At 47.1% G+C, this 13,164-nt stretch carries 11 protein-coding genes; 4 read left to right on the top strand and 7 right to left on the bottom strand.

Translation table 11 applies throughout. The features are described 5' to 3' along the window. Nucleotides 1-48: 48 nt before the first annotated feature. From serA to ACNKW2_RS04085, 5 genes are all read right to left on the bottom strand, one after another. Nucleotides 49-1,278, bottom strand: a complete 1,230-nt coding sequence (gene serA / locus ACNKW2_RS04105; protein WP_419147394.1) for a phosphoglycerate dehydrogenase — start codon at nt 1,276-1,278, stop codon at nt 49-51. A gap of 11 nt (nt 1,279-1,289) precedes the next feature. After that, nucleotides 1,290-1,943 (bottom strand): ribose-5-phosphate isomerase RpiA, encoded by a 654-nt coding sequence (gene rpiA / locus ACNKW2_RS04100; RefSeq protein ID WP_419147393.1) that lies wholly within the window; start codon nt 1,941-1,943, stop codon nt 1,290-1,292. 112 nt (nt 1,944-2,055) lie between these two features. Further along, nucleotides 2,056-2,673: a 5-formyltetrahydrofolate cyclo-ligase gene (locus ACNKW2_RS04095; protein ID WP_419147392.1), complete on the bottom strand. Its 618-nt coding sequence runs from the start codon at nt 2,671-2,673 to the stop codon at nt 2,056-2,058. Further along, entirely contained in the window at nt 2,673-3,206 is a 534-nt protein-coding gene (locus ACNKW2_RS04090) for a hypothetical protein (protein WP_419147391.1), read from the bottom strand. Before ACNKW2_RS04090 ends, ACNKW2_RS04095 begins: the two co-directional genes overlap by 1 nt. Nucleotides 3,207-3,342: 136 nt before the next feature. Next, on the bottom strand, nt 3,343-4,854 hold the full coding sequence (locus ACNKW2_RS04085) for a S10 family peptidase (protein ID WP_419147390.1): 1,512 nt from the start codon (nt 4,852-4,854) through the stop codon (nt 3,343-3,345). 409 nt (nt 4,855-5,263) lie between these two features. On the opposite strand from ACNKW2_RS04085, the gene ACNKW2_RS04080 reads away from it, so the two are divergent. The 4 genes from ACNKW2_RS04080 to mrcB all read left to right on the top strand — a co-directional run bounded on the left by ACNKW2_RS04080 (nt 5,264) and on the right by mrcB (nt 10,747). Beyond that, a complete protein-coding gene (locus tag ACNKW2_RS04080) occupies nt 5,264-6,493 on the top strand; it encodes a diguanylate cyclase (protein WP_419147389.1) in 1,230 nt (409 codons plus the stop codon). Nucleotides 6,494-6,679: 186 nt separating this feature from the next. Beyond that, nucleotides 6,680-7,018 carry a P-II family nitrogen regulator gene (locus ACNKW2_RS04075; protein WP_336569044.1) on the top strand — a complete coding sequence of 113 codons (339 nt, stop codon included), beginning with the start codon at nt 6,680-6,682 and terminating at the stop codon, nt 7,016-7,018. A gap of 14 nt (nt 7,019-7,032) precedes the next feature. Then, a complete protein-coding gene (locus ACNKW2_RS04070) occupies nt 7,033-8,262 on the top strand; it encodes an ammonium transporter (protein ID WP_419147388.1) in 1,230 nt (409 codons plus the stop codon). A gap of 157 nt (nt 8,263-8,419) precedes the next feature. Further along, the gene (mrcB, locus tag ACNKW2_RS04065) at nt 8,420-10,747 is read left to right on the top strand and encodes a penicillin-binding protein 1B (protein WP_419147387.1); all 2,328 of its coding nucleotides are present in this window, start codon (nt 8,420-8,422) and stop codon (nt 10,745-10,747) included. 82 nt (nt 10,748-10,829) lie between these two features. Here mrcB and hemL read toward each other — a convergent pair whose 3' ends face one another. Both hemL and ACNKW2_RS04055 read right to left on the bottom strand, forming a co-directional pair. Further along, nucleotides 10,830-12,110 carry a glutamate-1-semialdehyde 2,1-aminomutase gene (hemL, locus tag ACNKW2_RS04060; RefSeq protein WP_419147386.1) on the bottom strand — a complete coding sequence of 427 codons (1,281 nt, stop codon included), beginning with the start codon at nt 12,108-12,110 and terminating at the stop codon, nt 10,830-10,832. A 12-nt stretch (nt 12,111-12,122) separates the two neighbouring features. Beyond that, nucleotides 12,123-13,139 carry an aspartate carbamoyltransferase gene (locus ACNKW2_RS04055; RefSeq protein WP_336569051.1) on the bottom strand — a complete coding sequence of 339 codons (1,017 nt, stop codon included), beginning with the start codon at nt 13,137-13,139 and terminating at the stop codon, nt 12,123-12,125. Between the last annotated feature and the right edge of the window lie 25 nt (nt 13,140-13,164).

Raw genomic sequence — 13,164 nt, 5'->3', positions numbered from 1 at the left:
ACTGGTTTTTTTATGTCTTGAGCACGAGTGACTATTGCCACTCGAGTATTAGTGCAGAATACGGGCTCGAATAGTGCCCTCAACGGCACTGAGTTCTTTCAATGCCACCTCTGAGTGGTCACTGTCGACATCAATAACCACATAACCAATGGCATCGTCGGTTTGCAGATACTGCGCCGCAATGTTGATACCATGCTGGGCAAACGCTTGGTTAATTTGCGTTAATACGCCTGGGCGGTTTTCGTGCACGTGCAACAAGCGGCTACGATTAAGTAGCTCTGGCAGCGACACTTCTGGGAAGTTAACCGCAGTAACGGTTGAGCCGTTATCAGAGTACTTAGCCAGCTTACCGGCTACTTCAATACCGATGTTTTCTTGTGCTTCTTGGGTTGAGCCGCCTACGTGTGGGGTTAAGATGACATTGTCAAACTCACGAAGCGGCGAGACAAATTCTTCATTGTTTGATTTTGGTTCCACCGGGAATACGTCAATGGCGGCGCCAGAGAGCTTTTTATTGGCTAAGGCGTCGGCCAAAGCATCAATGTCTACCACAGTACCACGAGAGGCATTAATTAAAATGGCGCCTTGCTTCATGACTTCAATTTCCGCCATGCCAATGAGGTTTTTGGTCTGTGGCGTTTCTGGCACATGAAGGCTGATAATGTCGGCGCGTTGCAGTAGCTGAGTCAAGGTTGCTACTTGCGTGGCGTTACCCAGTGTTAGCTTGTCTTCAATATCGTAAAACTCCACCTTCATACCGGTGTGCTCAGCCATGATCCCAAGCTGGGTACCAATGTGGCCATAACCGATAATGCCTAGGGTTTTACCACGGGCTTCATACGAGCCCTCTGCGGATTTATCCCACTCACCACGGTGCGCTTTGGCATTGCGCTCTGGAATACGGCGTAACAGCAGTAAAATCTCACCTAACACCAGTTCAGCCACCGAGCGAGTGTTTGAAAATGGCGCATTAAATACGGCAATACCACGGCGCTTAGCGGCATCCAAGTCGACTTGGTTGGTGCCAATACAAAAACACCCCACCGCAACCAGCTTTTCGGCATGGGCTAAGACGTTTTCACTCAGGTGGGTACGAGAACGAATACCAACAAAGTGAGCGTCTTTAATGCGTTCGATGAGCTCAGCCTCGGGCAATGAGGTTTTCACGTATTCAATGTTGCTATAGCCATTACGTTTAAGTGTTTCTACGGCACTTTGGTGCACACCCTCTAACAACAAAATGCGAATTTTATCCTTTGCTAACGAAACCTTGCTCATCTGTACTCTCACTAGTTAATTTTTGGCCCCTCTGGGGTACCTGTTATGACAATATCGGCGCCACGTTCGGCAAATAGGCCATTGGTGACAACTCCAACGATTTGGTTAATCTGCTTTTCCAGCGACTTGGCAGCGTCAATACGTAAGCCATGCACATCTAAAATGACGTTACCATTGTCGGTTACCACCCCTTGGCGATAAACCGGATCGCCACCGAGCTTCAGTAGCTCGCGCGCGACGTAGCTGCGTGCCATTGGGATCACTTCCACTGGCAATGGAAATGCTCCTAAATCGTTCACGTGCTTGCTATCGTCAACGATACAAACGAATTTCTTTGCTACAGCGGCAACAATCTTCTCGCGAGTCAGGGCGGCGCCACCGCCTTTAATCATTTCGTTGTTGGCGTTAATTTCATCAGCACCATCAACATAAACGGCCAGCTCAGACACGTCATTTAATTCAAATACCTCAACACCTAATTGTTTTAGCTTTTCGGTTGAGGCTTCAGAGCTTGATACCGCGCCTTTAATTTTGTCTTTAATACTGCCTAAGGCATCAATAAAGTGGTTTACCGTAGAGCCAGTGCCAACCCCGACAATGGTATTTTCTTCGACATAATTAAGCGCCGCCCAGGCCGCAGCTTTTTTCATTTCATCTTGAGTCATAACGCCACACATTGGTTGTCTAAAAGTGATGGTCAGTATAACGCAATCCGAATTGCAGCGGCAGAGAAAAACGCGCTATTTGTCACCGCGCTGAGCTTGCAGTCTTTACTGGCTACCAGCGATACAGCTGGCTAGGCGTCAGTATCTGCGGTAGAGGCACATCCCACGCCGCGGCGGGAAGCTTTGCTACCTTCTGACAATCATGGGCTAAACCAATTAACTGCGGCTTGCTGCGCTGTTGCTGGTAGTGTTGCGCCAGCGTTCTGTCGTAGTAGCCGCCACCCATCCCAAGGCGGTTGCCTTGCTGATCAAATGCCACTAACGGCATTAGCAAAAAATCTAAGCTGTTAAGTGGTGCTACGCCTGTGCAATCCAACTTAGGTTCCAAGATAGCATAGCGATTTAGCTTCATGGGTGAGTTTTTTTCATACTTTTGAAAGAGCAAATTTTGCTGGTTAAAGGGGTGGATTATGGGCAGGAAAAGCTGATGGTTTTTATTCCAAAGTTCCTGAATTAAAAGGGATGTATCGAGTTCGCCATCGTTTTGCAGATAGAGCCCTATACGGGCTTTTTTAGGGAGGTTTATATATTGAAAAAAATTAATACTTAATTGCTGAGCAGCCTGTTGTTGTTGCTGGGAAGTCAGTGATTTTCTTGACTCCCTGACGGTTTTTCGGATTTCACTACGTTGATTATGAATTTTATTAATGTGGGTATTACTTTTACTCATTACATGCCAAGCCACTCAGGGAAAAACAAGCCGACGCCTAAAATAATAAATAAGATCACCAGTACTGCCAGTAAGTAATACAGCCAGGCTTTGGATTTTGTCGGGGGGGTCGGTTCAAAGTCGAACTCATCAAACAGCTCTTTTGATTCCCACTCGTCTTCTGACTCTTCGGCCACTTCTTCATGACCTTGATAGCCAATGCGAGACTCTATGTCTTCAAGGCGTTCTTCAATTCTAATTAGGCTACTGGTGATATAGTCCAGCGCCTCAAAAACGCGCTCTTGTTCAGCGCTTTGTGACTGTGGGGGGGGTGATTGAGCTTGCAACTTAGCACTAATGCCAACACTGGCAAGTAACTTAACCTGCTTTAATGCTTTGCTTTTATCAGCGGGGGCAAATAATGGTTTGCCCTTATAGAATTGCTCGATTTTGTTGACCGAGGTTTTTAGCTTTTCTGCCAGTGTGGTGGCGGCGGTTTGTGGATCACGGCCTTGTGCCATACCGGCAAAAACCACTTTAAATTGCTCACTCATAGCAACTACCTAGCTCAATTATGGTTATTAATGAGTATATCTAGATTATACCTAACTGCAGAGTGATTAAAGGAATTTCTTGTTTTGGCTGGGCTGAAGTAGCGGGGAAGCGGTAACTCGCCTCCCCAAATAACGCTTAATAAAGGGCTGACTGACCTTTATCTGGAATGGTATTTAAGATGAATTCCCGCAGGTCATCGTTTGATTTGCGTAGATCTTCATGACGTAAATACATCATATGACCAGAGCGGTAGCCTTTAAAGCTAAGGCGGTCACGCATTTTGCCACTGGGGTCGAGTTGCCACATATTGTATTTAGCATCAAAGTAGTTGGTGGCGCCATCATAATAGCCAGATTGGATCATCACATTAAGGTAAGGGTTTTGCGCCATAGCCAAGCGTAGCTGCTCGCCTACGTTGTTATTACTACGATCCCAAGGGTGAACTGGGCCAAACATATTGTATTTAACGTCTGTTTTATAGTTTAACTCGGCGTTAAAGTAGTGATTGATAGCTGGTGTGAATGAGTGTAGCCATGAAGTGAGCTCTGGCCAGTAATCAGGACGGTTACCTGCATCGCGTTTATCAATTCCCAAGTAGCGCGAATCCAAGCGTCCTAGGGTATAACCACGATCACGCAGTAACTCTTTCCAAAATGCCGAAGTTGGAATGTCGAGATTATTTTGCGCGACAAATTGCTCGCTTAAGCCGCTGTATTTAGCCACCGCCTTAGTAACCGCTTGCCTTTCTTGCTCGCTGATAAAGGCACCTTTAGCTAACGCAGGTAAATAGCTGTCGATAGTGTAACTTTCGACTTCCTCAAGCACCTCTAATAGGTCTTTGCTTTGTAACTCGTTGGGCAGGGCTTTATGGTACCAAGCCGCGGCGGCATAATAAGGTAGACGGTTGGCGGCTTTTACCGGACCCTCTCGTTTAATGCCAATGTCCGTCGGTGATACCAGAACCACACCATTTAAATACAGCCATTGATTGTTTTGCATGGCATGAGCTAAGCCAGATACTCGGGTCGTACCATAGCTTTCGCCAATCAGGTATTTTGGCGATAGCATGCGTTGGTTACGGTGAATAAAGGTATTCAGCCATTCAGCCAAATACTTGATATCTGCATTGACGCCAAAAAACATGTCTTTTTGTTGTGCTTTGCTGGGATACTCGCCATCTTCGTTTTTCAGCACCCGTGAATAACCTGTATTGACCGGGTTGACGAAAACGATGTCAGCCACGTCTAGCACAGAGTATGGGTTATCTTTTAGCCCATAAGGTTGTAATGGGTAGCCTTCGTCATCAATTTTTAATACCCGTGGTCCAGTATAGGCAATGTGCATCCATACTGAAGCTGAGCCTGGGCCACCATTGAAAGAGATCAGCAGTGGGCGTTTGCTCATGTCTTTGACTTTGCTGCGCTTGTAGTAGGTGTAGTGCAGGGTCGCCACGGCATCGCCGTCATCATTCCATACTGGTTGAGTACCGGTAGTGGCGGTGTAACTGATCCGTTCGCCGTTGATTTCAGTACGATGTTCAGTTGTTATTTTGTGATCTATCTCAATCGCTCGCTGATGTTCGTCTGCTAAACTAGGTACAGATAGCAAAGAGCAGCTGACGAGTAATAATGGCAGAAGTTTTTTCATTATTCCCTCGGTGTTTGTTATGTTATTTACGCATTAAAGAGGGATTTTGCCTGAATTTCAAAGTCATTGAGATAAAACCAACAAAATAGACGGCAGGAATGGCGTTAATAAGGTAACTTGTTTCCTTAAATTGCAACGCAATTGGTTTTTTTTAGCGCAGATTTCGCGTATATTTAATACTTATGTTCGTAGTAATAAAGTATTTAGCCTCGTTAAATTCTTGTTTCACTGCTTTATCGTAGTATAGGTAATCGATCCCATTTATTAGCGCCTGTTGGTAAGCACACATAACAAACTGTGTCACACATCAATTAAAGCCATACGTTAACCCTTGGCTCTGCTTATGATGTGTTTGCTCCCGCCAAACCTGCTGATTAGATGACATGATCGATAAAAGAGATTTCACTCCATGCAAAGAGTTTTAATTGTTGAAGACAGCAAAGTGGTGCAACAGGTGTTGCGGCACCTCACCGCACTGCACCTAGATGTCGAAATTGATTTTGCTTGGTCACTCAAGGAAAGTAAGGCCTTTTTAGCCCAGCACCAATATACCTTAGCGCTGGTGGATTTAACCCTGCCCGATGCCATGGATGCCGAAGTGGTGCAGCTTACCCTCAGTCATGATATTCCCACGGTGGTGTTGACCTCAAAAATCGACGAATACAGCCGTCAGCAAATGCTGGAGATGGGGGTGGTTGACTATGTCATTAAAGATAACCGTGATTCATATTTATATGCCGTCAAATTAGCCTCACGCTTACTGCGCAACCAGGGCTGTAAGGCTTTGATAGCTGATGATTCGGTCATCAGTCGTGCGGTGATGCGACAAATGTTAGAGAAGCAGTTATTTACGGTACTAGAAGCCGAAGACGGTGAGCAAGCGCTAGAAATGCTGAGCGCAGATCACGACATCAAACTGTTGCTCACCGATTTTGCTATGCCCACCATGGATGGCTTTGAGCTGGTGAAGTCGATCCGTAATAGCCGTGGTCGAGACGAACTCGCTATTATCGGTTTATCTGGTGCAGGAAGCCACGGTTTATCCGCTAAATTTATCAAGTACGGGGCCAATGACTTTTTAGCTAAGCCCTTTATGAATGAAGAGTTCCATTGCCGAATTATGCAAACCATGGAACAGCTGAACCTAATTGCAGAAATAAAAGAGTATGCGCACCGTGATTACCTAACGGGGCTTTATAACCGCCGCTATTTTTGTCAACAGGCAGAGCGACTGATAAAAGCCAAGCCCAGCCAGTATATTCTCGCACTGCTTGATCTTGACCACTTTAAAGCAATCAACGACCGTTTTGGTCATGAAAGTGGCGATGAAGTGTTAAAGCAAGTCGCCGATTTATTGCGCAGCGCGTTTGGGCACTACGTGGTTGCCCGTATTGGCGGCGAAGAGTTTGCTTTGCTCATTCCTAGTGCCGATATGGCAGTGGCGACACAGATGCTAGAGGACTTTCGTAAGCGACTGGCTGAGCAAGCCTTTAAGCTGGTCGAAGGCAATCACCATTGCACCATCAGTATTGGTCTGGCTGCTTGCCAAACTAAGAGCTTAAGTGAAGTGATGCGCAAAGCCGACAAAGCCCTATATCAAGCAAAAGAGCAACAAAGAAACTGCGTTATGGTGCATTAATCATTTGCCGTGATTGCAACGCACCAAAGCAGTTCAGCGCTCGGAACAATGCACCTATATGGTGCATTTTTTATGCATTTTATTCTTTCGATATTTATAACCCACTGTAAATAAACAAGTAAAAAGGTTGGCACAAAGGTTGGATTACTGCTCTTAACAGGATCAACTGTCCTAAGGGGACTCAGCATGAAAATGATAAGTGCAATAATAAAACCATTTAAGCTTGATGAGGTACGTGAGGCGCTCGCCGATCTCGGGATCGAAGGGATGACTGTGGTAGATGTTAAAGGGTTTGGTCGTCAACGCGGCCATACCGAGCTTTACCGCGGCGCTGAATACCAAGTTGACTTTATTCCAAAAATAAAAATCGAAATCGCCACCTTAAGTGAAAACGCCGAGCGCGTGGTAGAAACACTGACCAAAGCAGCGTATACCGGCAAAATTGGGGACGGCAAAATCTTTGTATACGACCTAGATCAAATCGTTCGGATCCGCACTGGCGAATTCGACGAAGCGGCAATTTAAGGGGTGACCGAACGATGGAAAACACAATAGTAGAATTACAATTTTCGTTAAACACGTTTTACTTTCTTATTTCTGGGGTGCTAGTGATGTGGATGGCAGCGGGTTTTGCCATGTTAGAAGCTGGCTTAGTGCGCTCAAAAAACACCACTGAAATTCTTACCAAGAACGTTGCCCTGTACGCCATCGCTTGTACCATGTATTTACTGATTGGTTACAACATTATGTATGTCGATAACGCCGAAGGTGGAGTCTTACCCAGTCTTGGCGCGTTAATAGGTAGCCCGTCAGCCGATGCCGATCATGCATTGCAATCGGACTTTTTCTTCCAAGTGGTGTTTGTTGCCACAGCCATGTCGATTGTCTCAGGGGCAGTCGCCGAGCGCATGAAACTGTGGGCCTTTTTGGTTTTTTGCGTGGTATTAACCGGCTTTATTTACCCACTTGAGGGTTATTGGACGTGGGGCGGTGGCTTCCTTGCTGAACTGGGTTTTGTTGACTTTGCCGGCTCTGCAATTGTGCATGGTGCGGGTGCAGCCGCGGCGCTTGCAGGGGTGCTGCTGCTGGGGGCTCGTAAAGGAAAATATGGCAAAAATGGTGAAATCTACCCAATCCCGGGCTCTAACATGCCTCTGGCGACGCTGGGTACATTTATCTTGTGGATGGGCTGGTTTGGTTTTAACGGCGGTTCGCAGCTGTTCTTGGCAGATAAAGAAAATGCCATTGCAGTAAGTCAAATTATGTTGAATACCAATGCCGCTGCAGCAGCAGGCGCTATCGCAGCATTACTAGTATGCAAATTGATGTGGGGCAAAGCGGATTTAACCATGGTCTTAAACGGCGCCTTGGCTGGGCTGGTTACTATTACCGCTGAGCCGGCTTCCCCAACGCCAATTCTAGCTTGTATTTTAGGTGCTTTAGGTGGGGCATTAGTGGTATTTAGCATTGTCGCTCTGGATAAAGCAAAAGTAGATGACCCGGTAGGGGCTATTTCAGTGCACGGTGTGTGTGGTGCTCTTGGGGTAATGATGGTGCCATTTTCTAATGCTGATGCCACCTTCCAAGGTCAAGCCGTTGGCTTAGTAACGATTTTAGGCTTTGTTTTCGTCGCTTCCTACATTGTTTGGAGTGTACTGAAAGCCACTATGGGGATCCGCGTGGGTGAGGAAGAAGAGCTCAGTGGTATGGATCAACATGATTGTGGCGTCGATGCCTATCCCGAGTTCGTGACAGTTCGCGGACAGTAGTAACTGCATTACAGCAATTGGCTTTCGGTCAATATTGTAAAATTCTCGTTGTCTAAACCAAGTGGGCGCTCAGGTGCCCACTTTTTTGTGCTTTCAGCAGTTGTTAATTTACGATACCCTACCATCTGGCAATGATTGATGTAGTTTTAGTTGGACCATGACGGATAAAAATAATCGTAACAGCAAAAAAAAGCCAAGCAGTAAAGCTAAAACCCCACGAAAAAAAACCTCCAAGCAAACCACTCCGTCGCGGCTACAACGAGCTAAAAGCCGAGCTTTAGGTGCTATCTGGTCGTTTTGTTGGAAGGGCAGCATTGCCGCGCTGTTTTTAGTCGCCATCTATGTCATTTACCTAGACGCCAAAATCAGCCGTCAGTTTGAAGGCAATAAATGGGAGCTGCCGGTTCAGGTCTATGCCCGGGCAATGGCATTTTCGCCGGATCAGTTTCTTAATGAAGATGAAGTGCTGTGGGAGCTGGAGCGTTTAAACTACTCCTTAGTAAACCGCATTAGCCGCACCGGTCAGTATACTGTGCAAGGCCGTACGATTACCATTTATCGTCGTGCCTTTGAGTTTTACGATGGCCCTGAAACGGCACAAATATTTACCCTTAATTTTGCTGGCAAAAAGCTGGCAAGTATCGTTGCTGCCGATGGCAGGCGCATTAACCGTGCCCGATTAGAGCCCGTGCAGATCGCCCGTATTGGCAATGAAACCCGCCAAGACAGAGAGTTTGTGCCACTGGAAAAGTTTCCGACCATTTTTAAAGAAACCTTATTGGTGGTGGAAGACCGCGGCTTCTACGAACACCACGGTGTCTCACTATGGTCCATCATGCGCGCCTTATATGCCAACATCAAAGCGGGTAGGACGGTACAAGGGGGGAGTACTTTAACGCAACAACTGGCTAAAAACTTCTACCTCACCCGCGAGCGTTCACTGGTGCGGAAAATAAATGAAGCCTTTATCGCCTTAATTTTAGATTTTCGTTACAGCAAAGATGAGATTTTAGAAGCCTATTTAAATGAGGTGTTTGTTGGTCAAGCCTATAACCAAGGCGTGCATGGTATGGGGCTGGCGGCAGAGTTTTACTTTGGTAAACCGGTCGATGAGCTGGAGTTTGATCAAATTGCCATGTTGGTCGCTATGGTCAAAGGGCCCTCGTATTACAATCCCAGAAGATACCCAGAAAGAGTGATGGAGCGTCGTGACCTGGTATTACGGCTGATGGTGGAAAACGGCTTAATTTCAACCCCTGAATACCGTGCTGCGCTGGAAAGACCGATTGCTGTAAAACCGCTGAAAGCCAGCCGCTTACAGTCTTTTCCTGGCTACCTTGAGCTGGTGAATCGTGAACTTGAAACCATTATCCACGATGATGAAGTCGTCGATTCCGGGCTGAGAATATTTACCTATCTTGATTTGCAAAAGCAAGCGGCCATGGAAGATGCCGTGAAAAAGGGCTTACCTTATCTTGAGCGCCGATTCCAAACCGAAGAGCTGGAAACGGCGATGTTATCGGTTAATGTGAAAAAGGCTGGGGTATCGGCGCTGGTGGCAGGGCGGCAGTTAAAGTTTTCAGGATTTCACCGCGTATTAGACACCAAACGAAATATTGGCTCTTTGGTTAAGCCTGCGATTTATTTATCGGCTTTGAGCAATCCTAATTTTCATCTAGGTATGCTGCTAAACGATAACCCAATCCAAGTCACTGATAGTTCAGGGCAAGTGTGGTCGCCCAGCAATTTTGATAACCAGTATCGTGGACAAATTCCGATGTATGAGGCATTCAGCCGCAGCATTAACATTCCGGCGGTGAACTTAGGCTTGGAGCTGGGAGTAAGCCGTGTGGCAGAGACCCTCAACAACCTTGGGGTTTCTGACTCCATTCCACTCTACCCATCCTTATTACTGGGAGCGCTTGAGCTGTCGAGCTTGGAAATGGCCGAAGTATATACCACCTTGGCCGCCGATGGCCGTCATAGCGAATTGACCAGCGTCATGGCCATTACCGACTCTGTGGGTAACGTGGTCTATGAGCATCAGGTAAGCAAACGGCAACGGCTAGACAGTGAAGCGGTTTACATGACCAAATATGGCATGAAAAGAGTGACTAAAAAAGGTACGGCAAAGCGCTTAAACTTACATTTCCCCTCGGTGCAACTGGCGGGGAAAACAGGCACCAGCAATGACTTACGTGACAGTTGGTTTGCTGGGTTTGACCAAAATACCGTGACCGTAGCTTGGATTGGTCGTGACGACAATAAGCCCACCGGCTTAACCGGCAGCACCGGTGCCTTAGAGCTGTATATCCGTTACCTTAAGCCGCTTAATCCTCAGGCCATCGTAGATGAGCGACCCGAGTCTATTCGTTGGGCGTTTTTCAACCCGCAAACTGGCAAACAAGCCGCGCCCAGTTGTGGCCCGGTGATCCAGCTGCCTATTCGAGCCAGCTTGTTTGAACCTAGGCCGCGTTGTAATTAATCTTTGTAGCAGTGGAGTATTCTTCACGGCAATAAAAAAGACCCATAACGGGTCTTTTTTAGCGTATAAGCGAGAAAAAAGCTTATAGTTTAGCGAAGGCGTTTTTAGCCGCTTCGATGGTCTTCGCTATTTCCTCATCACTGTGCATGGTGCTAATAAAGCCGGCTTCAAATGCTGAAGGTGCTAGATAAACGCCTTCATCTAGCATCAAGTGGAAGAACTTTTTAAAGCGCTCTAAATCACACTCCGTCGCTTGCTTGTAGCTGGTGACTTTTTCAGCATCGGTAAAGAAGAAACCAAACATGCCACCGGCGTAGTTGGTGGTTAAAGGAATGCCAGCGGCATCCGCTGCGGCTTGGAAGCCCTCACACAGCGCTTTACTCTTGGCTTCTAGCTCAGCATGAAGGCCTTCTTCAGATAATAACTCCAGTGCCGTCAGACCTGCTGCCATGGCAATGGGGTTACCCGATAGTGTACCGGCTTGATACACCGGGCCTGTAGGGGCAATGTGATCCATGATCTCGTTTTTACCACCAAAAGCGCCTACCGGCATGCCGCCGCCAATGACTTTACCTAAACAGGTAAGATCCGGAGTGATATTGTAGTATTGCTGTGCACCACCTAAGTCAACGCGGAAACCCGTCATCACCTCATCGAAGATCAGCACGCTTTGGTTGTCAGTACAGATCTCACGTAAGCCTTCTAAAAAGCCTGGAACGGGTGGAATACAGTTCATGTTGCCAGCAACCGGTTCGATGATGACACAGGCAATTTCATCTTTATATTGTTCGAAAATGGCTTTTACTTCATCCAGATCATTAAATGATACGGTTAAGGTGTGCTTAGCAAAGTCAGCCGGAATGCCCGGTGAGTTAGGAACCCCCATAGTGAGTGCCCCTGAGCCTGCTTTAACTAGCAGGGCGTCGGCATGGCCATGGTAACAGCCTTCGAATTTCAAGATTTTATCACGGCCAGTATAACCACGAGCCAGACGAATGGCGCTCATGGTGGCTTCTGTGCCGGAACTTACCATGCGGACTTTTTCAATGGATGGCACCAAGGCTTTGACTTTTTCGGCCATTAAAATTTCGGTCTCAGTGGGCGCACCATACGAAAGGCCATTTTCAACGGCCTCGAGAACGGCTTGCTTAATTTTAGGGTGGTTATGACCTAAGATCATCGGGCCCCACGAGCCAACATAGTCAATATAGGCTTTGCCGTCAGCGTCATAAGTGTGTACGCCCTCGGCTTTAGTGATAAACAGTGGCGTGCCACCAACACCATTAAAAGCGCGGACAGGTGAGTTAACACCACCAGGAATAGAGTCTTGAGCTCGTTTGAATAGGTCTTGACTGATAGTCATTGTTGGTCCTTTTTAGCTGTCACGTTTGCGGCTAAACCAAGGTACATCGACCTCGTATTTTTCCACTTGGTTTTCAACACCTAGCGTTAAGGCAAATAATGCCATACGGATCAGAACGCCATTTTGGACTTGGCGGAAAATCGCTAGGTTGTCATTGTTATTAAGATCGTTATCCAGTTCATTGGCATCACTACGGCTGTCGCGAGGTAGCGGGTGCATCAGCACTGAGCTGGGCTTACAGTGGGCGTCATAAATCGCTTGGCTGATACGAAAGCCACCACGGTAGCGGTTTGCTTCCTCTTGCGATGGAAAGCGCTCTTCTTGGATCCGAGTTTGATAGACAATGTCGGCAGCAAGATTGCCTTCCATTTTTGACACCACCTCGATTTGGTGCCCTGCGTTAGCCACCACATCAAGAATGGATTGTGGCATTTGTAGGCCGTCCGGCGCCACCATGGTAAAACGGATGTTGTTGTAGTGACTGAGTAACTTCGACAAAGAGTGCACAGTGCGGCCATACTTTAAGTCGCCGACTAGAGCAATGTGCATGCCGTCGATGCCAGAGCCATAGCGGCCAAGCTCTCTATCAATGGTAAGTAAATCGAGTAATGCTTGGGTCGGGTGTTCGTTGGGGCCGTCACCACCGTTGATAACCGGCACATCTGAACCGGTTGCAAACTCAGCGACGGAGCCGGCGTCTGGGTGGCGCATGGCAACGGCGTCAGCATAGGCTGAAATCACGCGAGCGGTATCATAAAGCGACTCGCCCTTTGCCAGTGCCGAACTTTGCATGCCGGTGGTTTCACGCACTAGGCCGCCTAGTAAATTAAAAGCGGTGCCAAAACTTACTCGTGTTCTGGTGCTTGGTTCAAAAAATAAATTGGCTAAAATCGCCCCCTCTAATACGCGAGTGCGCTTTTGCTTCTTGGCGTAGGGTTCCATTTTTTTAGCGATGGAGAAGATGTGTTCAATGGAATCTCTGTCGAGTTGGTTAACAGAGAGAATGTTTTCACCTTGGAAACTGAACATGTGGCGATTCCTAAAGACAAATTGA

Origin of the sequence: Pseudoalteromonas 'SMAR' (assembly GCF_048515945.1) — a bacterium.
In the GTDB taxonomy this organism is placed as follows: Bacteria; Pseudomonadota; Gammaproteobacteria; order Enterobacterales; family Alteromonadaceae; genus Pseudoalteromonas.
The sequence above is the reverse complement of the archived record's forward strand: the minus strand, read 5'-3'. Positions and strand labels throughout refer to the sequence as shown.